Below are 21321 nucleotides of genomic sequence, written 5' to 3'. Positions count from 1 at the left end.
CAGGGATGGTGCAGCAGACAGACTCTGCATCGCCTTCGTAGATCGTGGGTGAACGCTGTGTGTCCATACGGGTTCCGGCCCGCAGGTGGTAGGAGAGCCCAGGCGTCGTCAGCCCTCGACCAGCCGTTGGACGAACCAGATCATCCCCATCACGAACACCCCGGCCGTCACGGCGCCGGTGACCCAGAGTGAGACCCGGTGGGACTTCCGGCGGAGCAGGGACAGCGGCGGGAACACGATCACGATGATCGCCAGTTGGACCGCCTCGATGCCGACGTTGAAGACGAGCAGCGACACGAGCAGCTGCCACGAGAACGCCTCGTGGATGCCCAGCGCTCCGGCGAACCCGAGCCCGTGGATGAGCCCGAACGCGAACACCACGGCCAGTCGGGACCACCCGGAGCGGTCCAGCGCGAACCGTCCCTGGTCGGACAGGACGAGCGCGTCAGCCTGCGACCGTCGGGTCGCCAACCGCCAGAGGTACCAGCCGGCCACTGCGGCGATCGAGAGGGCGATGAGCGGCTCGACCACGATCGACGGCGGACTGACGACGCCGAGCGCCGCCAGGATGAACGTGATCGAGTGCGCGATCGTGAACGCCGACGCCGTGTAGACGACCTCGCGCAGCCGTCGGGAGCCGGCGATCAGCGCGATGAGGAACAGGATGTGGTCGATCCCGGTCAGCAGGTGCTCCGCCCCGAGGGTGAAGAACTCCCAGAACCGCTGCCCCGCCGACTGCTCGGTCGAGAACCTCGGTTGGGACGCGTCGAGGGTGGCTGTGCCCTGCTTGCCGTCGACGTCGTACGTGACGATCGTCTTCGTGTCCCGCACGAACGTCTCGCTGTCCGGGAAGAGCGTCGACTCCACCACGTGCCCCGGGTCGGTGCGTCCCGGTGTCGGGCAGGCGAAGTCCGCGACGACCTCGGCGTAGGGGACCTCGTCCTGCACGTCGACCTCCATGGTGTCCTGGAGCGTGCCGGTGCACGCCTCCCCACCGGAGGTCATCGAGAACCGGTCGAACAGGTACTCGCTGATCGCGTCGTGGTGCGCCTCCGCCGCCCTGACCATGCCGGGGTCGTCGCCGTCGTCCCACGCGGCCTGGCCCTGTCGGTACAGCTCGTCGTCGTGCTCGCTCGTCGCCACGGACACGAGCATGAGGTCGTACTCCAGCCCCAGTCGGGCCCGCACGGTGTCGGCCCCCTTCCCGCTGACGTCCGCGTAGACGACGGAGCTGAAGCCGTGGGCGCTCGCCGCGGACACTCCCGTCAACAGGCTCACGACGACGGCGCCGAGGAGCACGAGGACGGCGACCAGCCGCGCGACGATCCGGGGGAGGACGGGCCGGGGGCGGAAGACCGCGGGGAGGAGGTGGAGCCCGCTGCGAGCGGGACGGGTGGTTCGGTGCATCACCGGCCTGACCATCGCGGCCGAGATCGACGCGCAGGCGAACAACGGGTTACGAACGGCTGGACGGGCTCTGGACAGCGGCTCCCACCGGTCCGTCGCGGCCTCCGGTTGTGCTTGCATGGCGTCTCGTGATCCGTCTGACTCGTCGCGCCACCACCGTCCTCGCCGCCGCTGCCCTGGTGGCGGCCGGCTCGGTCCTCGTCACCGGCTGCTCGACCGGGGCGGAGCAGACGGGCCGCACCGCCGACGCCGAGCAGGCCACGGGCCTCCGGACCGGAGCCGCCACCACGGCGGTGCCGACCGACGCCCCCACCCCGGTCCGCGGGACGGGCGCGCTCGGCCCGGGGTTCGTCGACCCGGACTCGCCGCCCGCGCCGGAGGCCACCGTCAGCCCCGCACCGCACTCGTGGGACGACGTGGCGCCACCGACCGGGTACCGGGTGGTCCTGCTGTCCCCGGGGAAGCCGGATGCACAGACCGAGACCCTCGTCGACGCCGTCCGCTCGTGGGCCCGGTCCGAGGACGTCACGGTCGTCCCGGTCGTCGAGGACACCGCCGAGGACCGGCTGCCGTCCGTCGCCGCGGCGATCGGCAAGCGCACCGACCTGGTGATCAGCGTCGGCGACGAGCTGGTCGACCCGATCGCCGCGATCTCACCGTCCGCGCTGCACCAGCAGTTCCTCGTGCTCGGTGCCGAGATCGCCGAACCCACGGCGAACGTGACGGCGGCGGACTGGACCGGCGCCGGTTTCCGCGGTGAAGGGCTCGGCACCTCGAGTCACCACGACCCGTCCACGTTCACCGACGAGCGTGCCGGCCGCGCCCTGCGCGCGGGGGTCGCAGCGCTGCTGAACGGCTACAACGGCATCGTCGTCTGGGTCGCCTGACCGGTGCACGGCGCCGGTGGTCGCGGGCGCGGGCGCGGGTGCGGGCCCGGGACACGGGCAACCGTACGCAATCGGGATCGTCCGTGCACCGTCCCGACGGGTGCGACGTATCCTCGAGGACGGAAGCAACGTCGGTTCCGGCCAAGCCTCGCGCGTCTCACCCGCGCCGAGACAGACACTCGCCACCCTGAGCTCCTCGTGACTGAACACATCATCGAATTCGTCGCCCGCGACCGCACGGGCATCACCACCGTGGTGACCGCCAACGGGGTCACCGACGCGGACACCGTCATCCAGGCGATCACCGCCGGCCACTCCGGCTACGCGGTCGCCGCCTCCGGCGTGCGCCCGGCACCGGTCCGCAGCCTGATGGCGCTCGGCACGCCGTACCTCTTCGCGAACTGGGACGGGTCGAAGCGCAACAACCTGCACGACCTCGCCTTCACCGCACCGATCCGGACCCTGCCGCCGGCCCCGCCCGCCGGCGTCCGGCTCCGGATGGCGATCGTCGCGACGCTCGCGTCGCTCTTCGGTCGTCAGCCCGAGACGCCGCCGAGTCGCTGAGACGCCGCCGATTCCGGCGGCGTCTCGCACGACCGGCGGCGTCTCGCCGACCGGGCCCGTTCAGCGGGTCAGTGCGTGACCTCGTCGAAGTCGTCGACGCCCGCGGCGACCGCTGCGGCCCGGCGGGCGCGCATCGACGGGGCAGCGAGGGCCGCGACCACCGCGAGGACGGCCACCCCCGTGCACGCCCAGAACCCGATCGTGAACGCGTCGTCGGTGGGCAGACCCTGCGGGGTGCTGTGTGAGGTGATGAGTGCCGCGATCACGGCCGTGCCGACGCTGGAACCGATCGTCCGGACGACGGTGTTCGCGCTGATCGCCTCGCCGGTCTGGTTCGCCGGCACGCTCTCGATGATCGCGTTCGAGCAGGCGGCCAGTGCCAGGCCGATGCCGATGCCGGTGAAGACGCCCGAGATGACCACCTCGGCGAGGGCGGCGTGCGAGATCGCGGGGATCACGAACGCGGCGACGATGGCGATCCCGCCGATGAGCATCGGCGGCTTGGGCCCGACCCTGCGGACGAGGATCCCGGCGATCGGCCCGGCGATGACCATCATCACGACGGTCGGGAGCAGGAAGAGACCCGCCTGCGTGACGTCCTTGCCGAAGCCGTAGCCGAGGGCGCTGGGGAGCTGCAGCAGCGTCGGGACGAGGACGAACGTGCCGAACATCGCGAAGCCGAAGACGAGCGCGACGACGTGGGCGGTCCAGACCCCGCGGACGGCGAAGAGCCGCACGTCGATGAGGGGTTCGGCGACGCGCAGCTCGACGAACACGAACGCGACGAGGGCGACGGCACCGACGATCAGCAGGCCGACGGTCTTGACGTCGCCCCAGCCCCACGTCTGGCCCTCGCTGACGGCGAGCAGGATCGCGACGAGCGAGACGGCGAGGACGGCGGTGCCGGCGACGTCGAGACGGCCGGGCTTCCGCACCGGGGACTCGGGCATGCCGAACACGGCACCGAGCAGGGCGATCACGACGAGGACGGCGGGCAGCCAGAACAGCCAGTGCCACGACAGGTGCTCGACGATCGGCCCGGCGGCCACGATGCCGACGCCGGCACCGATGCCGAAGATCGCGGAGAGCAGGCCGATGGTGACGCTGACCTTCTCCTTCGGCAGCTCGTCGCGGACGATGCCGATGGACAGCGGCATCACCGCGCCCGCCGCGCCCTGCAGGGCTCGGGCGACGATGAGCACGCCGAGGTTCGGGGCGAGCGCGGCGAGGACGGCACCGACCAGGAGGATCGTGAGGACCACGATGAGCACCTTGCGCTTGCCGACCATGTCGCCCAGGCGACCGAGGATCGGGGTGAGCACCGACGCGGAGAGCAGGTAGGCGGTGAGGACCCAGCTGGCGGCGCTGGTCGAGGCGCCGAGGTCCGTGCCGATCGTCGAGAGCGCGGGTGCGACGAGGGACTGCAGGACCGCGAACGACAGGCCACCCAGGGACAGGTAGACGATGATCGCGGTGCTGTTCGGGCGCCGGCCGTGTTCGGTGGTCGGGGTCGAGCCCGTGCGGGGGCTCGCGGTGGCGGTGGACATCGTGCTCCGTCGGATCGGGGTGTTCTGGGCAGGGGGCCGACGACGCTGTCGATGTCAACAACTGCTGACTTGACGAGGGTACGCGTTCTCACACCGATGTCAACATGCGCTTACATCACGATCGGTCGCACCGACGCGGGCGCTACGCTCGGGCCATGAGCAAGGACGCCGCCGCCACTCGCCTGGCCCTCGTGCAGGCTGCCCGGCGCCGGTTCGCCTTCGACGGCTACCGGGCCACGACCGTGCGGGACATCGCCGCCGACGCCGGGGTGAACGTCGCGCTCATCAACCGGTACTTCGGATCGAAGGAGGGGTTGTTCCGCGCCTGTCTCGATCGAGCAGCGCCGGACCGGGACGCTGCGCCTTCGGGCTCGGACCTGGAGCGGGCGCTCGGCGGCCTCATCCGGCACATCATCCGGTCGCCCACGGACGAGGACTCGATGCAGCTGCTGCTCCTGCTCCGGAGCTCCGGAGACGAGGTCGTGGACCGCATCCGTCGTGAGACCCTGCGCGGCTACGCGGAACGCCTCGCCGGCGCCGTGCGAGCCGGGAGCCCGGACGAGATCGACGACGACCTGCTCGTCCGCGCCGAGATCGCCCTGTCCGTCGTGCTCGGCATGACCATGATGCGGACCTCGACCCGCGTGGAACCCCTGGCGTCCGCCGAGGTCGAATCGGTCGCCGTGCCGTTGGAGGACGCCCTGCGCGCACTGCTCGGCGGCGGTCGGGGCTGAAGTGGCGTCGGACGGCAGAGCGGTCGACCGCTCCCGACGTCGCTAGTGCTCGGTGGGCCCGATCTCGATCGACGCCGGCCGGGTCTGCTCGGGCAGCAGGTAGCGGGCGACGGAGCCGTCCTCGTCCTGCTCGTCGACGTCCCGCTCGGTGATGATCGCCACCGGGGTCGCCGGGGAGATGAGGAGCACGGCGGGCGTCACCCGGCCGTCCCCGTAGTTGACCTGCAGCCACATGAACGGCTGGTCCCGCAGACCCGCGTCGATGCGCGCCTGCACCGTCTCCGTGTCCTCGTTGGCGATCGTGTACTGCGTCCCGCCGTAGGTCAGGACCGTGCGCTTCACAGGGTGTCCCCGGAATCAGTCGGTTCCGGGACGATGCGGAGGCCCGCGGACGACCCGGCGGTCAGGCCGAGCGCTTCGACCCAGGCGCGGTTCACGGCGGGGATGCGACTGCCCGAGTAGCGGAAGACGAGGGGCATCGAGCGGTCGAGCCAGATCGCGGTGCGGCCGTCACCGAGCTCCACGTCGTCCTTCCACGAGAACATGAAGGACTCGCCGCGGCGGAGCTTCATCCCGATCACGATCTGCAGGTGCGTCAGCAGGCGGTCGTCGAACTCCGCGGTGAACGTCGAGTCGTAGACGAGCTTGCCCATGGTGGTGTCCTTCCGCGCCGACTGTCCGGCTCCGGCAAAGCCTAGGCGTGGGCTCAGGGACCGTCCGACACCCTGGCCGACATGCGCCGCATCCACTACGTGAACAGCTCCTTCCTGACCGGGGACCGCACCTGCAAGGCCCTCCTCCGGTACTGCCGTGCCCTGGCCGTGGCGAACAAGTCCGACGTCGTCCAGATCCCGATCATCACCGAGGGCGGCGGGACGGTCTACGCGCACCTGCTCATCGGGCCGGCCAGCGAGATCTTCTCGACGCCGGTGCCGGACAGCGCCGACGAGCCGTTCGACCCGGAGGTCATCGAGTACCTCGAGTCGGAGACTCTGCGCCTGCAGCCCGCGCGGCCTGCGTGGAACGAGGAGATGACCGACGTGCCGGACATCGGCGAGGACTTCTGAGCGCCGGCACCACCCCGAGCGCGACGACCACCGCGGCGGCGACGAGCACCGGGCCCGTCCCCGCCGCGGTGACCGCGCTGCCCGCTGCGGCCGCCCCCAGTGCCTGCCCGAAGACCAGGACCACGAAGAGCACGGAGGTGCCGGCGGCCGCGCGGTCGCGGTCGAGTTCGGCCGTCCACGAGATGAGAGCGCCGGTCGCGGCGGTGTAGCCCCACCCGAACAGTGCGCAGCAGCCCAGCGCCACCGCGGTCAGGGCGGCGCCGTGCAGCTGCGCGACCACGCCGAGGCCGAGGGTCGCGATCGCCACCACGGCCGCGGTGCGTGTCCACGCGGTCCGCGCCGGCAGTCGCCCGAGCCACCGGGACGTCAGGGCCACCGCCGCACCTCCGGCCCCGAGGGCGATCCACGCCACCACTGACAGGGCCGTCGGTGCGCCGGCGTCGACGAGCAGGGTCCGACCGTACGTCCACACCGCGGCCGATCCGGTGCCGAGCAGCAGTGCCACCAGCACGGGGCGGCGGTGTGCGGCGAACCAGGGGCGGGGTGGAACGGTGGTGGCTCCGGTGTCGGTCGGGGGATCCGGTGCTGGTGCTGGTGCTGGTGCCGGTGCTGCTGCGCCCGCTCGGTCGGCGAGCAGGACGGCCGCACCGGCGAGCACCGTGACGAGGGCCGCCACGGCCCAGGCCGTCCGCCAGTCCGGCAGCAGCACGAGGGCCAGGAGGCCCGCGATGACGAGACCCGGCCCCGTGCCGGAGTTGACCACGGCCTGCGCCCCGTTCGCCCGGTCAGCTGTCAGGTTCCGCTGCACGAGTCGGACGAGTGCGGGGGAGGCCAGCCCTGCCCCCGCCGAGCTGACGACCGCGGCGACGCCGAACCCCAGTGGGCCGGTGCTCGCGGCCATCCCGGCGACACCGAGGCCGGCCGTGAGCACCGCCAGGACGACGGCGGTCCGGGGGTGCGTCGGTGCGACCAGGAATCCGGCGAGCGCGCCGACGCAGTACACGACCGAGGAGCCCGACGCGATCCAGCCCGCCGGGCCGTCGCCGAGCCCGATCGCGTGCTGGACGTCGGGCAGGAACAGTCCGTACGCCAGGCGGACCAACCCGTAGGTGGCCGCGATGAGCGCGGTACCGCTGCCGACGAGCGCGCCGGGCGAACCCAAGAACGAAAACGTACGTTTCACTTTTGAGAGCCTAGGGTGCTGGCATGACGATGCGTCCAGGAACGGAGCGGAAGCTCCTCGACGCCGCGGAGGAGCTGTTCTTCACGCGGGGCATCGCCGCGACCCCGATCGACGCCGTCCTCGAACGCGCCGGGGTCTCCGCCGCCACGCTCTACCGCGGGTACGCCAGCAAGGAAGCCCTGGTCGCCGCAGCGCTCGAACGGCGGCACGACGAGTGGCTGCGGGTGTGGGACGACGCCGTCGCAGATGCGCCCGACGACCGGGGCCGGCTGCTGGCGGTCTTCGACGCGCTCGACGACTTCCGGTCGACGCCGACCGGGTCGCGGTGGTGCGCCTTCCTCGGCACGGCGTCGGAGTACGCGGATCCGCCCGACGAGATCACGGTCGTCCTGCACCACGAGACCGCCACGCTGCGGTCGCGCCTCCGGCAGGCTGCGGTGCCGTTGGTCGGGCCGGAGGAGGCCGACGTCCTCGCCGACCGACTGCTCCTCGTGGTGTCCGGGGCACTGGCGATGCGCCTCCGGGGCGGCGCCGGCGACACCGCGACGGCCCGCGCGGTGGCCGCCGCGCTGCTCCCCTGAGCGCTGCCGACAGCACGAGACGCTGCCGACAGCACGAGACGCCACCGGATCCGGCGGCGTCTCGTGGACATGCGGGCGTCTCGCAGCGCGGGACGACGGCGCAGCGAGCGGCGACCGCTCAGTCGCGGACGAACTGCTCGATCGCGACGTCACCGGTGTTGACGCGGAAGGTCTTGCCGACCGACGCGTCGTCGTGCAGGGCTGCGGCGACCAGTGCGGCGACGTCCCCGCGGGCGATGCTGGAGGACGGGTCGGCGGTCTCGACGGACCCGGTCGGCTCGTCGTCGGTCAGGGTGCTCGGGGCGACGATCGTCCAGTCGAGGGCCGAGTCGCGGAGGACCGCGTCGGCGATGGTCTTCGCCTCGGCGTAGGCGAAGAAGTCGTCGTCCTCGGGGACGCCGTGGCCGAGGCCCGCGTCCGACCAGGAGACCAGGACGAATCGCTGGACGTCCGCCTGGAGCGCGGCGTGCATGGAGCGGATCGCGGCGTCCCGGTCGACGGCCCAGGTGCGCTCGGCGGAACCCCCACCCGCCCCTGCTGCCCAGACGATCGCGTCGTGTCCGCGGACCAGGTCGGTGAGCCCGGCGATGTCGAGCTGCTCGATGTCCGCGACGACGGGCTCCGCACCGGTGCCGCGGACGTCGTCCTGCTGCTCGGCCTTGCGGATGACCGACGAGACGGTGTCGCCGCGGGCCGTCAGGAGCTGCGCGGTGAGGAGGGCGACGCGACCGTGGCCGCCGAGGATGATGACGTTGCTCATGGTCTGGACGGTACGCGCGGGGCCTGACGACGGGGTGGTCGGCGATGGGCCGGGAGGGTCGTCCACCGCTCCCGCGCACGTCCTTCGGGCAGGATGGCCGGCATGGGCAGCGACGAGGGGACGGCCGCGGTCGGACGGGGCAGCGCGGCGGGCGCGGCACGGACGGCGGTCGCGTCCGCCGTCTGGGGCCCCACGGCCCCGACGTACCGGCGGTACGAGCGGCGGTCTGCGGTCGGCACGGGCGAGGCGGTGTGGGAGCGGGCCTCCCGGTCGGTGCTCCGCTGGGGCGTGAAGACGCGCAGCGGCTTCTCGGTGCCCGACGACACGGAGGCGCGACCGGGTCAGCGGCTGGACGTGCGCTTCCCGATCGGGCTGGTCGTCGTGCGGGAGCCCGTCGAGGTCGTCGAGGTCGTGCGCACCGCCGACCGTGTCGGGTTCGCCTACCGGACGCTGCCCGGCCACCCGGTCGACGGCGAGGAGGCCTTCGTCGTCACCCGTGAGGGCGACGCCGTGTGGTTGACGCTGCGCTCCCTGACCCGGCCGTCCACGACTCGCCACTGGGCGCTCGTGTTCCCGCTGCTCCGGGTCGCGCAGGTCGTCGTCCGCTGGCGCTACCGGCGGGCACTGCGCTGACCGGCCCGGCTCGCTGACCGATCCGGCCCGCCGCCCGGCCCGACTCGGCCGAGCCCGGCCCGCAACGCGATGCGCGGAACGCGCGTGACCCCCGCTCGGGAAGCGCGGTGCGCCCCGTCGCGAGTCGCGGATCCACGAACGCGTTCGTGTCCCGCCGGACGGCTGTCGTAGCGTCGCAGACACCAGGACGAACATCATCCCGAGTGCCCCGACATCCCCCGCGATCTGCGGTGGCCTGTACGCAGCGGTCGCCCTGGTCGACACGGGACCGTCCGAGGTCCCTGCAGAGGAGGCGAAGCTCATGCCCGCCACCATCACCGCCATCCCGACACCTCTCGCCGGAGGCCCGGCCGTTCGCCGCCCGAGGCGCACCGAGACCTTCTCCGAGGTCCGCGAGGCGACCCGCCGCCGGATCCTGACCGCCAGCGCGCTCGTCGCCGGCCTCGCCGCCGTCACCGCGTTCACGCTCGCCGTGATCGCCCTGGTGGTCGCCTCGTGATCACCGCCGCAACAGCGCCGTACGACACCGTCGCGCTGACCGAACCCATCGACATGACCGCGCTGCTGCGCGAACAGGAGGCCCCCCGTGCGTGACTCCACCATGATGCAGGAACTCCGCTCCGACCCCCTGGAGTGGCACCGACGAGGCATGTCCTCGCCCGTCGAGATCGACCGGATCGTGATCAGCCGACTCGGCATCGGCGTCAGCACCGACCCCACGTACGCCGAGTTCTTCCAGGCCGTCGCGTGAACGCCCTCCAGCAGGGGAACGCCCGTGTGACGGCCGACGCCACCGGGCTGACGGCCGACCACCGGGTCGTCTGGGCACGACTGGGCCGGCTCGAGGCGCTGTGCGCCGAGCGATCTGCTCACGGCACCGCCCTCCGCACCTCGACGACGACCATCTGACGTGGGCGTCGACGTCGAGCAGGCACCGCACCGCTGGGACCGTGCTCGCGTCGTCGACGCCGCTGACCGGGTCTTCACCGCCGAGGGGGCCGTCGGTCTCGACCACGCCGCCATCGCGACGCTCGCCGGGGCAGACCAAGCGACGGTCCGTGCGCTCTTCCCGGAACGGATCGACGTCGTCGTCGCCGTGCTCGAGCACCGCCACGAGCGGTGGAACGACGGTCTCGCCGCCGCCGCCGTCGGGGCTGCCGACGCCCGGGACGAGATCCTGACGGTCTTCGCACACCTCGAGTCCTGCTTCGAGGACGAGTCATGGACCGGATGTGCCTTCATCAACGGCTACGGCGAGCTCGGGCGCTCCGAGTCGCGCGTCGCCGCCCTGGCTCACGAGCACCTGCGCGGCATCGAGGCCCACCTGCACGCGCTCGCCGGTCGGGCAGGACTGCCCCTGCACGTCGCCGACGCGTTGTCGCTGCTCGTCGAGGGCGCCAAGGTCGAGGCTGCGATCCACCGCACGACCCGTCCGGCGCGCTCCGCCCGGCTCGCCGCGGCGACGTTGATGACGGCCTACGCGCCGAACGCGCACACCGACTTCATCTGAGCCCTGCCGGACCGACGGTCGGGAGGCACGGCCTCCTCCCGTCGACCGGTGCCGCCACGAGTTGGCCGGGTCAGTCCGCTACCGGACCCCGCGCCGAGCGCTCGAGGGTGGCCATCGGGGTCTCGCCGACCTCGGCCACGTACTGCTGCGCGAAGCGACCGAGGTGCGCGAAGCCCCACCCCGCGGCCACTTCGCGGACGGTGACGGCGGTCGGCTCGGAGGCGAGCAGCTCCTGTCGCACCCGGTCCAGGCGCACCTGCCGGATGTAGGCGTTCGGCGTGGTCTGCAGGTCCCGCTGGAACGCCTCCTGCAGTGCACGCAGGCTCACGTCGAGGTGTCGTGCCAGCGAGCTCGTCGTGATCGGCATCCGGGCGTGGTCGTTGACGTACTCGACGGCTGCGCGGACGTGCACCGACAGTGCCGTGCCTTCGGGGCTCCGGCGTGCCGGGCGCTGCTGCGGGTACATCTCGAGCAGGGACGCCGCGGCCAGCCGTGCCATCTCGGCGTGCAGCAGACGGCCTGGCGTGCCGTCACGCAGGGTGTGCGAGATGAGCGACACCGTGTTGTGCCAGGTCCGGACGGACTGGTCGGACGGTGGTGTCATGTGGTCGAAGCGCAGGCCGGCGGTCAGGTCCGCACCCTGCTCGGCCGCGACGCGTTCGACGACCTCACGGGACAGGTGCACGAGCCGCTGCTCGTAGTCCTCCATGCTGAACGAGAACGTGCGCTCGGGCAGCAGCGGCACCGGGACGCCCGGTTCCATGTCGAGGACGCTGCCCCCGGTGTCGAGCCGGGAGGACCCGGACTGCAGCCACTGGACGATGACGGCGTCCGACGGCGGCAGTTCCCCGTCGACGTGTCCGGCGAACTGGGCGATGTGCAGCGACATCGTGCTGTCGCCGAGTGCCGCGTACCGGAACGAGAACGGGGTCGCGACGGGCTCGACGCGGAGTTCCGCGCCGTAGAGGTCCGCGATGAAGGTCGCGGCCTCCCCGAGGTCCGTCCCCGTCACGTCGAGACGCACCGGCTTCGCGTCGTCGATCGGCATCACGCGAAGCATCCCACGACAGCCGTCCCCCATGGCAGTCCGGTGTCCGGGAACCGCCACGGGGGACCGACCGATCGCGTCCTCCGGAGCATCGGTGACCAGGGTCAGCCGCGGATGGCCTCGGCCAGCTTCACCCGGCCACCGGTGCGGAGCAGCGCGTTCTCGTAGACCCGGGCACCGAGGAGCACCACGACGAGGGCGGACGCTGCGACGACGACCAGCGAGAGCACGGGCTCCCACCACTCGGCCGTCCCCAGGAAGATCCGGACCGGCATGCCGATCGGGGCGCTGAACGGCACGTACGACATGATGCCGAGGATCGTCGGGTCGTCCGCGGCGAACACGATGAGGAAGTACGGGATCATCAGCAGCATCATCACCGGTGTGGTCACGCTGCCGACGTCCTCCTGACGGGACACCAGGGCCGCCGACGCCGCGAACAGCGCCGCGATGAGGACGAACCCGACCGCGAAGAACCCGACGAACCACAGCGCGCTCGGGCCGAGCAGCGTGAAGAGGTTGTCCTGGCCGGTCACCGCGAGTGCGACGGCGGCGGCGATCGCGATCGCCACGATCTGTCCGAGGGCCATCGCGCTGTTGCCGATCACCTTCCCCGCGAGCAGTGCCCGTGCGGGGATCGCCGCCATCAGGATCTCGACGACCCGGGTGGACTTCTCCTCCACCACGCTCTGCGCGATCGACTGTCCGAACGTCACGGCCGAGGCGAAGAAGACCACGCCGAACGCGATCCCCACCAGGGACACCAGCCCGGGCGGCAGCGCACCGGGGTCGAGCAGGTCGACCTCGGGGGAGACGCTGAGCGCCTGCACGACGTCGGTCGGCGCGCTGTCGAGTCCGACGACCCGGAAGCCGAGCTGTCCGCCGTCGGGGACGATCGCGGCGTCCACCTCGCCGCCGCGCACGAGATGCTCGGCGGATGCGCGGTCAGTGGTCCGCGTGACGTCGAGCCCGTCGGAGCTCGGCAGGCTCACACCGCTGACCACGGCGACCGGGGTCGTCGCGTTCGCCGCTGACTTGCCGACGATGCCCGCGATGACGATGCCGGCCACGACCATCACGAGCAGGATCGCCGCGGAGACGACGAACGCCTTGCTGCGGAGCCGGGCCTGGATCTCCCGCACGGTGACGAGCCGGACCGCGTCGACGGTGCTGCGCTGGACGACGCTCATCGGACGACCTCCGTGAAGACCTCGCTGAGACGGGGGACCCGCGGACCGAACGACGCCACCGCGCCCCGGCCGACCGCGCGCTGCAGGACGGCCTGGGCGACGGACTCGTCCGCTTCGAACAGGGCGTAGCCGCCGTCGAACTCCCGGATGGTGACGCCCGGTTCCTCGCGGAGCCAGGCGACGTCGTCCGCCACCAGGAGCTCCCACGCCGCCGGTCCCGCCTTCCGTCGGAGTTCGTCCTGCGGCCCGGCCGCCCGGATGCGACCGCCCGCGATCACGACGACGTCGTCGCAGAGCCGCTCGACCACGTCGAGCTGGTGGCTGGAGAACAGCACCGGCACGCCGTCCGCCGCGGTCTCACGGAGGACGCCGAGGACCGTGTCGACGGCCATCGGGTCGAGGCCCGAGAACGGCTCGTCGAGCACCAGGACCTCGGGCCGGTGGGCCAAGGCGGCAGCGACCTGCACGCGCTGCTGGTTGCCGAGCGAGAGCTTCTCCACCGGGTCGCCGGCGTGTACGCCGAGTTCGAGCCGCTCGAGCAGCTCGGTGGTCCGCGCCGTCGCGGTCCGGCGGTCGACACCGTGCAGCCGCGCCAGGTACGTGACCTGCTCGGCCACCGGCATCTTCGGGTACAGGCCGCGTTCCTCGGGCATGTACCCGAACCGACGTCGGTCGGCCGGGCCGATCGGGACGCCGTCGATGGCGACCGTGCCGCTGTCGGCGTCCAGCACGCCGAGCATGATGCGCATGGTGGTGGTCTTGCCGGCGCCGTTGCCTCCGACGAACCCGGTCAACCGGCCCCGACCGACCGTGAAGCCGACGTCGTCGAGCACGCGGCGCTCGCCGAAGTGCTTGGTCACTCCCTCGATGCTGAGCATGGCGGGTCCCTTCCGCAGCGACCGTCGCTGCGCCTCCGACGGTACGAGGGCGGGTGGGGTCGGCGCCTCCGGCACGAGACGGGGATCGTCGCCCGGGCTCCTCCGCCATGCGGGGGAGACGGTCTCTTCCGCGAGACGCAACGCGGGCGGTTCCGCGCAACGGAACACCCTTGCGCCGTGCCGCCGACGTTGCGTCTTGCGGGGGAGGGCTCAGTCGCCGGAGCGGACCACGCCGTTCTCGTACGCCCACACCACGGCCTGGATCCGGTCCCGCACGCCGAGCTTCTGCAGCACGTTCGACACGTGGGTCTTCACGGTCGCGTCCCCGACGAAGAGCAGTCGGGCGATCTCGGCGTTGCTCAGTCCGCGCCCGAGCAGCCGGAGCACCTCGGTCTCGCGCTCGGTCAGGCCGGCCACCGGATCAGCACCGGGTCCCGCGTGCACGCCGTCGGTCGCGGGCGCGGTCACCGACGCCACCACCGGCGCGCTCGCGCTCGTCGCACGGCTGATCACCCGTCGGGTCACGTCCGGGGAGAGCAGGGCGTCCCCGGCAGCGACCGTGCGCACCGCCTCGATGAGCTTCTCGGGGGAGGCGTTCTTCAGCAGGAACCCGCTGGCCCCGGCGGCGAGGGCGTCGAACAGGTACTCGTCGGTGTCGAACGTCGTCAGCACGAGCACCGCTGGCGGGTCGTCGGTGGCGGTGATGCGCCGAGCGGCCTCCAGCCCGTCGACGCCGGGCATCTGCACGTCGAGGCAGACGACGTCCGGCCGATGGGCGGCGACGGCGGCCACGGCTGCGGCGCCGTCGGCGGCTTCGGCCACGACCCGCACACCCGGTTCCGATTCCAGGATCACCCGGAAACCGGCCCGCACCAGGTCCTGATCGTCGGCCAGGACCACCCGGATCACGCCGTCGGCAGCCATGCCCGCACCAGGTAGCCGCCGCGGGCACGGGGCCCGATCTCGATCCGTCCGCCGACCGCGGCGACGCGCTCGCGCATGCCGACGTGGCCGAGTCCGCTGCCCGCGGTCGACCGGGAGGCCCGAGCCCCGGCCCCGGTGTCCGTCACCTCGAGCTCGAGGCCGTCCGGCAGGTACCGCAGCCGCAGGTCGGCGCGGGCGTCGTGCCCCGCGTGCTTGAGGACGTTCGTCACGGCCTCCTGCGCGATCCGGTAGGCGACCGCCGCGACGGTCGGCGGAACGGGTCGGACGTCACCGACGACGCTGAAGCCGGTGTCGTGTCCGGCGCTCGTCGCGGCCGCGGCCAGTTCCGGCAGCCGCGCGAGCCCCTCGGTGCTCGGCGCGTCGGCGGGCAGCGTGTGACCGTCCGCATCGGACTGCCGGAGGGTACCGAGCATCCGCCGCAGTTCCTCCACCGCGGTCCGGGCGCTGTCCTCGACGACCCCGAGGGACGCCGCGGCCTGCACCGGGTCGCGGTCGATCACCCGTCGGGCGGCGCCGGCCTGCACGCCCATCAGGGACACGTGGTGGGCGACGACGTCATGGAGCTCGCGGGCGATGCGGACCCGTTCGAGGGCGACCGCCTGCGCCGCGGACCGCTCCCGCTCGGCGGCCAGTTCGACCGTGCGCTCGTCGAGGTCGTGCTTGGCGACCGCGGCCGTCCACGCCCGGTTGCCGGAGTACCAGGCGGCGCCGAAGTACACCAGGTTGATGATGATCGACAGCAGCGAGTTCGCCACGAACGGCGGGATCACCGAGTCGCCGTCGCCCGGCAGCGCGCTCGGCACCGACCACCGGAACACGATCGCCAGGAACACCCACGCGAACATGCCGAGGATGAGGACCCACCGCACCGCCTCGGCGCGGACCCGGTCCGAGCACCAGGCGCCGACCGTGTACAGGGCGATGAAGAGCGTGAAGTTGACGAACAGCCCTTCGGGCACCCGCAGGAGCTGGGTCGCGGCGAACGCCAGCGCGGCGACCACGGCGACCGACATCGGGAAGCGCCGCCGGACCGCGAGTGGTCCGGCGTTCGCGACGACCATGAGCGCCGACACCCACCAGGGAGCCGGGTCGTCGTAGAGGCCGATCGCGCCGTAGAGGGTCATCGACACGGTCAGGGCGGCGGCGAGCACGAGCGCCAGGACCACGTCCTGTCGGTGTTCGCGCCGCCCCACCGGCAGTCGCGACCACTCCTCGCCCCGCGCCGGGCCGTGCCCGGCGGTCACCCCCGTGCCCGTCATGAAGACCACGGTAGCGGCTCACGTCGGCCGGGCCGCCGGAGCGATCCCGACCTGTGGACGGCGGTCCGGGAACGGCCGTCTGTGGAGGGTGACGGACGGGAGGCGGTGGTGCGGGCCTCCCGTCCGTCACCCGCGCAGTGGGATCAGCGGTAGGCGCGCTCGTACGGTGCGGGCTTGTACGGCAGGTCCACCCGGAGCGCCTGTGCGGCACGGATCGGGAAGTTCGGGTCGCGCAGGGCACCACGACCGACGAGGACCACGTCAGCCTGCCCGAGGGCGACGATCTGCTCGGCCTGGAACGGGTCGTCGATCATCCCGACGGCCGCGACCGGCACGCCCGTGGCCTGCCGGATCGCGGTCGCGAACGGCAGCTGGTAGCCGGGACCGACCGGGATCGGGGCGTTCTGGACGTTGCCGCCGGTCGACACCGAGACCAGGTCCACGCCGTGCTCGCCGAGCCAGGCGGACAGCTGCTCGGACTCGGCGAGGTCCCAGCCGCCCTCGACCCAGTCGGTCGCGGACAGGCGGACGACGAGGGGGACGTCCTCGCCGACCTCGGCCCGGACGGCGTCGACGGTCTCGAGCAGCGCACGGGCGCGGTTCTCGAGCGAGCCGCCGTACTGGTCGGTGCGCTCGTTCGACAGGGGCGACAGGAACTCGTGCAGCAGGTACCCGTGGGCGCCGTGCAGCTCGAGCAGGTCGAAGCCGGCGTCGACCGCGCGACGGGCGGCGGCCGCGAAGGCCCGGACCACCTCCGCGATGCCCTCGACGGTCAGCTCGGTGGGGACGTGCAGCCCCGGGAACGCGATCGGCGACGGGCCGACCGGCTGCCAGCCGCCCTGCTCCGGCGCGACGTTGCCGCCACCCGCCGTGGGACCCCACTCGCGGCTGGTGGAGGCCTTGCGGCCGGCGTGCGCGAGCTGGATGCCGGCGACGGCGCCCTGGCTGTGGATGAAGTCGGTGATCGGGCGGAACGCGTCGCGCTGCTCGTCGTTCCAGAGGCCCAGGTCCTGCGGGCTGATCCGGCCCTCGGGGACGACGCCGGTGGCCTCGACGACCACCGCGCCGGCACCGCCGCGGGCCAGGCCGCCGAGGTGCACGAGGTGCCAGGGGGTGGGGACGCCGTCCTGCGCCTCGACCATGTACTGGCACATCGGCGGGATCCAGACGCGGTTCCGGATCTCGAGTCCGCGGAGGGTGATGGGGTCGAAGAGTGCGTGGGTCACGCGGGTCCTTCCCGGTTGTTCGGTTCGTGGGCCTGTCCACAGTACGACTGTCGTCGTACCGATTGCCCGGGAAGGTCGCCGCGGGGCCTCAACCGCAGTACTCGTAAGGCGGCCGCGGGTCGTCGCCGACCCACACCCCGGTCACGAGTTCCCCGCCTTCGTCCATCTCGAATGTCACCGACCGGTCGCCGTCACGGACGCTCCAGTAGGCGAACGCGGGGGACGAGTCGTCGCCGTACCCCGGGGTCCGGGTGAGGTCCGGGTACGCGGCCCGGAGCTGGTCGATGCTGTTCCCCCGGCCCATCCCGGCCGCGGTGGTCAGGCCGCTCGCGTCGACACCGACGACCTTCCCGCCCGCCTGCACGACGATGACGTGCACGTCACCGGAGTCGAAGAACCCCACGTTCGGGTTCGGGCAGTCGCCGTTCGTCTGCGGCAGGACGGGTTCGACCTCGTCCACCACGTCCTGGTACGAGCTACCGATGGTGATCGGCCCGACCCCCGCGCCGCTCACGACCCAGGAGCCCGGCCCGACCCGGTCGGACGAGAGCCCGGCGATGGTGGCCGGCAGCAGGCCCGAGGTCGGGAAGTTGACCTGGTCGATCGTGATCCACCGACCGTCGCTGTCCCACCACGAGGTCTCGGCACCGACGAAGTCCGGGTCCGCCGCATCCGGCAGCCGGCAGACCGTGCCACCGTCACCCGGCGCGCAGTCTGCGCCCGCGGCGCGGAGCCCGTCTTCGCGCTCAGCGAGAGCGGTGGCGGAGGCACTGCCGATGGTGACGTGGACGCTGCCGACGTCCGTGCGTGGCTGCGCCCAGTGACAGTCGAGCCACGTGGCGGCCGTCCAGGTGCCGCCGGAGTACGTGGTCGACGCGGGTTCCGGAACGGTCGTCCCGTCCGGGTGCGCGGGTGTCTGGGCGAGTGGCGTCGCGCCGAAGAACCGCTGCCGGTCCGCGTCCGAGTAGAGCGCCCGGCAGTCGTCCGGGTACCGAGACGGTGCCGCGGCGCTCGATGCGGACGGCCTCGGAGCAGGGGTGTCGACGACCGGCGCCGACGCCGGAGTGCTCGCGGGCACCGAGGGCTCGGCGGTCGGGCTCGGCGCCGGGGCGGCCTGCTGGACCTGCGGGACGACGGCGAGGGCGACGGCGCCACCGGCCGTGCCGAGGGCGAGGAGGGCGACGGTGGCGATGACGATGCGGCTGCGATGCCGCCGCGGCTCCGGGTGCCGCTCCTCGGCGTGCTCGAGGACGTTCTGCTTCATCGAGACGAGCATCCGCTGCAGGTCGTCTCCGGTGGGGGGCTCAGTGTTCATCGTGCGTCACCGCCTTCTTCAGTCGTGCTCGGGAGCGGGACACCCGCTGGGTCACGGCACCGACGCTCAGCCCGAGCATCGCGGCCGCCTCGGTGTACGAGTGGCCCTCGATCAGGCACAGCTCGCAGATCCGCCGGTCGAGCGGCGTGAGCGCGTCGATCTCGTCACGGACCCACCGGAGGCGCTCACGGGCCTCCTGGTCGGCCTCCGGCACGGCGAGCTCGGCCGGCAGCTCGTCGGCCGCTCGTCCGGCGATCGCCCGCGCCTGGTTCCGCGCGTGGTTCCGGCACACCACCAGCAGCCAGGGGAGGAGCGCACGGGTCGACAGCTGCAGGGTGTCGGCCTTCTGCCAGAGCGTCAGGAACGTGTCCTGGACGAGCTCCTCGACGTCCTGCCTGCTGCCGGCCAGCGCCCACGCGTACCGGGTGAGCGTCGGTGCGAACCGGTCGAACGCGTCCGCCAGCGCGGCGCGGTCCCCACCCGCCAGTCGTCGGGTGAGGGCGACGTCTGCGTCGGTGTCGGTCTCGGTGTCCACGGTGCCTCCTTCACTACAGCAATGTCGAGGGAGCGGCGATCCTGACGAAGTCGTGTCCAGCGGATCCGCGTCCTCCAGCGGTGACGCGGTCCAGCGCCCACGGTTGGCGCGCTCCTGCGCCCACGGCCGACGCGGTCCTGTGCCCACGGACGACGCGGTCCTGTGCGCGGGGTCGGCGGAACGGCACTACGCTCGGACGCGGCCCGCGACGCGATGCTGCGCCAGGTCTGCGGGCCGTCCAGCTCTGGCGTCCAGGAGGACCGAAGTGACCGATTCCGCACCCGTCGACCCCACATCGACCGCAGGATGGAAGCAGCTCGACGGCATCGCCGCCGGCTTCTCCCCGGACCTCCGGGGGTGGTTCGACGCCGACCCCGGTCGTGCCGAGAAGTACACCTTCCAGGCCGCGGACCTGACGGTCGACCTGTCGAAGGGCCTGGTGACCGAAGAGGTCCTGCAGGCACTGCTGCAGGTCGCCGAGGACACCGGCGTCGCCGAGCGCTACCAGGCGATGATCTCCGGTGAGCGCATCAACGTCACCGAGGACCGCGCCGTCCTGCACACCGCGCTCCGCCGGCCGAAGGCGACCGAGGGCCTGGTCCCCGCCGCACCCCTCACGGTCGACGGACAGGACGTCGACGCCGACGTGCACGCCACGCTCGACAAGGTCTACGGCTTCGCCGAGCAGGTCCGTTCCGGCGCCTGGACGGGCGTCACCGGCAAGCGCATCGAGACCGTCGTCAACATCGGCATCGGTGGGTCCGACCTCGGCCCCGTCATGGTCTACGAAGCCCTCAAGCCGTACGTGCAGCAGGGGCTCGAGGTGCGCTTCGTCTCGAACATCGACCCCGCCGACATCCACGAGAAGACCGCTGGCCTCGACCCCGAGACCACGCTCTTCATCGTCGCGTCGAAGACCTTCGGCACCCTCGAGACCCTGACGAACGCCCGTCTCGCGCGCCAGTGGCTCTGGTCGGAACTCGGCCTGTCCGACGCCGGCGACGACGAGAAGAAGGACGCCGTCGCGAAGCACTTCGTCGCCGTGTCCACCGCGCTCGACAAGGTCGCCGCGTTCGGCATCGACCCGGAGAACGCCTTCGGCTTCTGGGACTGGGTCGGCGGCCGCTACTCGGTCGACTCCGCCATCGGCACCAGCGTCGTCATCGCGATCGGCAAGGAGAACTGGGAGCAGTTCCTCGCCGGTTTCCACGCCATCGACGAGCACATGCGCACCACCCCGCTCGCGCAGAACGTCCCGGTCCTGATGGGCCTGCTCAACGTCTGGTACACGAACTTCCTCGGCGCCCAGAGCCACGCGGTGCTGCCGTACACGCAGTACCTGCACCGCTTCCCGGCCTACCTGCAGCAGCTCACGATGGAGTCGAACGGCAAGCGCGTCCGCTGGGACGGCTCGGACGTCGTCACCGACACCGGAGAGGTCTTCTGGGGCGAGCCCGGCACGAACGGCCAGCACGCGTTCTACCAGCTCATCCACCAGGGCACCCGGCTGATCCCGGCCGACTTCATCACGGTCGCCAAGCCCGCGCACGCCCTGCAGGACCTGTCCGGCGACGGCAAGGCCGTACAGCCCGGCCAGGACGTCCACTCCTTGTTCCTGGCGAACTTCTTCGCGCAGTCCAAGGCGCTGGCGTTCGGCAAGACCGCTGACGAAGTCCGCGCCGAGGGCACCACCGACGAGATGATCGTCGCGGCCCGCACCTTCACCGGCAACAAGCCGTCGACGTCCATCCTGGCGCCGGAGCTCACCCCGAGCGTCCTCGGCCAGCTGATCGCCCTCTACGAGCACATCGTGTTCACAGAGGGCACCATCTGGGGCATCGACTCGTTCGACCAGTGGGGTGTCGAGCTCGGCAAGCAGCTGGCGCTGCAGGTCGCCCCGGCGGTCGACGGTGACCAGGACGCCCTGGACGCGCAGGACTCCTCGACGAAGGCGCTCATCGCCAAGTACCTCGAGCTGCGCGGCTGATCCGACGCACCTGACACGAGAGGCCCCGTCGCTCCGGCGACGGGGCCTCTCGCGCGGTGTGGAGC

25 protein-coding genes are annotated in these 21321 nt (G+C 72.2%); 11 read left to right on the top strand and 14 right to left on the bottom strand.

What is annotated here, in order from left to right:
- Positions 1 to 108: 108 nt before the first annotated feature.
- Positions 109 to 1407 carry a HupE/UreJ family protein gene (locus tag DEJ31_RS14040; RefSeq protein ID WP_111044088.1) on the bottom strand — a complete coding sequence of 433 codons (1299 nt, stop codon included), beginning with the start codon at positions 1405 to 1407 and terminating at the stop codon, positions 109 to 111.
- Between the two features lie 128 nt (positions 1408 to 1535).
- Here DEJ31_RS14040 and DEJ31_RS14035 point away from each other — a divergent pair, with 128 nt between their 5' ends.
- Both DEJ31_RS14035 and DEJ31_RS14030 read left to right on the top strand, forming a co-directional pair.
- Entirely contained in the window at positions 1536 to 2294 is a 759-nt protein-coding gene (locus DEJ31_RS14035) for a hypothetical protein (protein ID WP_111122163.1), read from the top strand.
- A 198-nt stretch (positions 2295 to 2492) separates the two neighbouring features.
- Positions 2493 to 2858 carry a hypothetical protein gene (locus tag DEJ31_RS14030; protein WP_111043954.1) on the top strand — a complete coding sequence of 122 codons (366 nt, stop codon included), beginning with the start codon at positions 2493 to 2495 and terminating at the stop codon, positions 2856 to 2858.
- A 68-nt stretch (positions 2859 to 2926) separates the two neighbouring features.
- On the opposite strand, the gene DEJ31_RS14025 is transcribed toward DEJ31_RS14030, so the two are convergent.
- Complete coding sequence (locus DEJ31_RS14025) at positions 2927 to 4405, bottom strand: MFS transporter (protein ID WP_110904194.1); 1479 nt, start codon at positions 4403 to 4405, stop codon at positions 2927 to 2929.
- Between the two features lie 155 nt (positions 4406 to 4560).
- Here DEJ31_RS14025 and DEJ31_RS14020 point away from each other — a divergent pair, with 155 nt between their 5' ends.
- Positions 4561 to 5139, top strand: a complete 579-nt coding sequence (locus DEJ31_RS14020) for a TetR/AcrR family transcriptional regulator (RefSeq protein WP_110904195.1) — start codon at positions 4561 to 4563, stop codon at positions 5137 to 5139.
- Positions 5140 to 5181: 42 nt separating this feature from the next.
- On the opposite strand, the gene DEJ31_RS14015 is transcribed toward DEJ31_RS14020, so the two are convergent.
- Positions 5182 to 5481, bottom strand: coding sequence for a hypothetical protein (locus tag DEJ31_RS14015; protein ID WP_110904196.1), 300 nt, complete (start codon positions 5479 to 5481; stop codon positions 5182 to 5184).
- Positions 5478 to 5792 carry an ATP-dependent DNA ligase gene (locus DEJ31_RS14010; RefSeq protein ID WP_110904197.1) on the bottom strand — a complete coding sequence of 105 codons (315 nt, stop codon included), beginning with the start codon at positions 5790 to 5792 and terminating at the stop codon, positions 5478 to 5480. The genes DEJ31_RS14015 and DEJ31_RS14010 overlap by 4 nt, the downstream gene beginning before the upstream one ends.
- 81 nt (positions 5793 to 5873) lie before the next feature.
- Between DEJ31_RS14010 and DEJ31_RS14005 the strand changes: the two genes are divergently transcribed.
- Positions 5874 to 6206, top strand: a complete 333-nt coding sequence (locus DEJ31_RS14005; RefSeq protein ID WP_110904198.1) for a hypothetical protein — start codon at positions 5874 to 5876, stop codon at positions 6204 to 6206.
- Here the strand turns inward: DEJ31_RS14005 and DEJ31_RS14000 are convergent.
- Positions 6106 to 7389: an MFS transporter gene (locus DEJ31_RS14000; protein ID WP_181427347.1), complete on the bottom strand. Its 1284-nt coding sequence runs from the start codon at positions 7387 to 7389 to the stop codon at positions 6106 to 6108. The genes DEJ31_RS14005 and DEJ31_RS14000 overlap by 101 nt on opposite strands.
- 23 nt (positions 7390 to 7412) lie before the next feature.
- On the opposite strand from DEJ31_RS14000, the gene DEJ31_RS13995 reads away from it, so the two are divergent.
- Positions 7413 to 7970 carry a TetR/AcrR family transcriptional regulator gene (locus DEJ31_RS13995; RefSeq protein ID WP_110904200.1) on the top strand — a complete coding sequence of 186 codons (558 nt, stop codon included), beginning with the start codon at positions 7413 to 7415 and terminating at the stop codon, positions 7968 to 7970.
- Positions 7971 to 8088: 118 nt separating this feature from the next.
- Here the strand turns inward: DEJ31_RS13995 and DEJ31_RS13990 are convergent, their stop codons facing one another.
- On the bottom strand, positions 8089 to 8730 hold the full coding sequence (locus DEJ31_RS13990; protein ID WP_110904201.1) for an NAD(P)H-binding protein: 642 nt from the start codon (positions 8728 to 8730) through the stop codon (positions 8089 to 8091).
- Positions 8731 to 8832: 102 nt separating this feature from the next.
- On the opposite strand from DEJ31_RS13990, the gene DEJ31_RS13985 reads away from it, so the two are divergent.
- The 5 genes from DEJ31_RS13985 to DEJ31_RS13975 all read left to right on the top strand — a co-directional run bounded on the left by DEJ31_RS13985 (position 8833) and on the right by DEJ31_RS13975 (position 10873).
- Positions 8833 to 9363 carry a DUF1990 family protein gene (locus DEJ31_RS13985; RefSeq protein ID WP_111043956.1) on the top strand — a complete coding sequence of 177 codons (531 nt, stop codon included), beginning with the start codon at positions 8833 to 8835 and terminating at the stop codon, positions 9361 to 9363.
- Between the two features lie 301 nt (positions 9364 to 9664).
- Positions 9665 to 9862, top strand: coding sequence for a hypothetical protein (locus DEJ31_RS13980; protein ID WP_111043957.1), 198 nt, complete (start codon positions 9665 to 9667; stop codon positions 9860 to 9862).
- 87 nt (positions 9863 to 9949) lie between these two features.
- Positions 9950 to 10114 (top strand): hypothetical protein, encoded by a 165-nt coding sequence (locus DEJ31_RS17300; protein ID WP_181421611.1) that lies wholly within the window; start codon positions 9950 to 9952, stop codon positions 10112 to 10114.
- Positions 10111 to 10272 (top strand): hypothetical protein, encoded by a 162-nt coding sequence (locus tag DEJ31_RS17295; RefSeq protein WP_181421612.1) that lies wholly within the window; start codon positions 10111 to 10113, stop codon positions 10270 to 10272. The genes DEJ31_RS17300 and DEJ31_RS17295 overlap by 4 nt, the downstream gene beginning before the upstream one ends.
- Before the next feature lies 1 nt (position 10273).
- The gene (locus tag DEJ31_RS13975) at positions 10274 to 10873 is read left to right on the top strand and encodes a TetR/AcrR family transcriptional regulator (RefSeq protein WP_110904204.1); all 600 of its coding nucleotides are present in this window, start codon (positions 10274 to 10276) and stop codon (positions 10871 to 10873) included.
- A gap of 70 nt (positions 10874 to 10943) precedes the next feature.
- Here the strand turns inward: DEJ31_RS13975 and DEJ31_RS13970 are convergent, their stop codons facing one another.
- The 8 genes from DEJ31_RS13970 to DEJ31_RS13935 form a co-directional block, all read right to left on the bottom strand.
- Positions 10944 to 11921, bottom strand: coding sequence for a helix-turn-helix domain-containing protein (locus DEJ31_RS13970; RefSeq protein WP_181433537.1), 978 nt, complete (start codon positions 11919 to 11921; stop codon positions 10944 to 10946).
- Positions 11922 to 12025: 104 nt separating this feature from the next.
- A complete protein-coding gene (locus DEJ31_RS13965; protein ID WP_110904206.1) occupies positions 12026 to 13111 on the bottom strand; it encodes an ABC transporter permease in 1086 nt (361 codons plus the stop codon).
- Positions 13108 to 13989: an ABC transporter ATP-binding protein gene (locus tag DEJ31_RS13960; RefSeq protein WP_110904225.1), complete on the bottom strand. Its 882-nt coding sequence runs from the start codon at positions 13987 to 13989 to the stop codon at positions 13108 to 13110. Before DEJ31_RS13960 ends, DEJ31_RS13965 begins: the two co-directional genes overlap by 4 nt.
- 210 nt (positions 13990 to 14199) lie before the next feature.
- On the bottom strand, positions 14200 to 14913 hold the full coding sequence (locus DEJ31_RS13955; RefSeq protein WP_111122161.1) for a response regulator transcription factor: 714 nt from the start codon (positions 14911 to 14913) through the stop codon (positions 14200 to 14202).
- Positions 14895 to 16193: a sensor histidine kinase gene (locus DEJ31_RS13950; protein ID WP_146236768.1), complete on the bottom strand. Its 1299-nt coding sequence runs from the start codon at positions 16191 to 16193 to the stop codon at positions 14895 to 14897. The genes DEJ31_RS13955 and DEJ31_RS13950 overlap by 19 nt, the downstream gene beginning before the upstream one ends.
- 143 nt (positions 16194 to 16336) lie before the next feature.
- Complete coding sequence (locus tag DEJ31_RS13945) at positions 16337 to 17419, bottom strand: NADH:flavin oxidoreductase/NADH oxidase (protein WP_111043962.1); 1083 nt, start codon at positions 17417 to 17419, stop codon at positions 16337 to 16339.
- Between the two features lie 88 nt (positions 17420 to 17507).
- Positions 17508 to 18734: a hypothetical protein gene (locus DEJ31_RS13940; RefSeq protein WP_111122160.1), complete on the bottom strand. Its 1227-nt coding sequence runs from the start codon at positions 18732 to 18734 to the stop codon at positions 17508 to 17510.
- Positions 18724 to 19269, bottom strand: coding sequence for an RNA polymerase sigma factor (locus DEJ31_RS13935; RefSeq protein WP_111122159.1), 546 nt, complete (start codon positions 19267 to 19269; stop codon positions 18724 to 18726). Before DEJ31_RS13935 ends, DEJ31_RS13940 begins: the two co-directional genes overlap by 11 nt.
- Positions 19270 to 19534: 265 nt before the next feature.
- On the opposite strand from DEJ31_RS13935, the gene pgi reads away from it, so the two are divergent.
- Positions 19535 to 21256, top strand: coding sequence for a glucose-6-phosphate isomerase (pgi, locus tag DEJ31_RS13930; protein WP_110904212.1), 1722 nt, complete (start codon positions 19535 to 19537; stop codon positions 21254 to 21256).
- Positions 21257 to 21321 lie beyond the last annotated feature (65 nt).

Source organism: Curtobacterium sp. MCPF17_031, assembly GCF_003234035.1.
Lineage (GTDB): Bacteria > Actinomycetota > Actinomycetes > Actinomycetales > Microbacteriaceae > Curtobacterium.
Note: the sequence above shows the minus strand (reverse complement) of the source record. Positions and strands in the feature narration are given on the sequence as shown.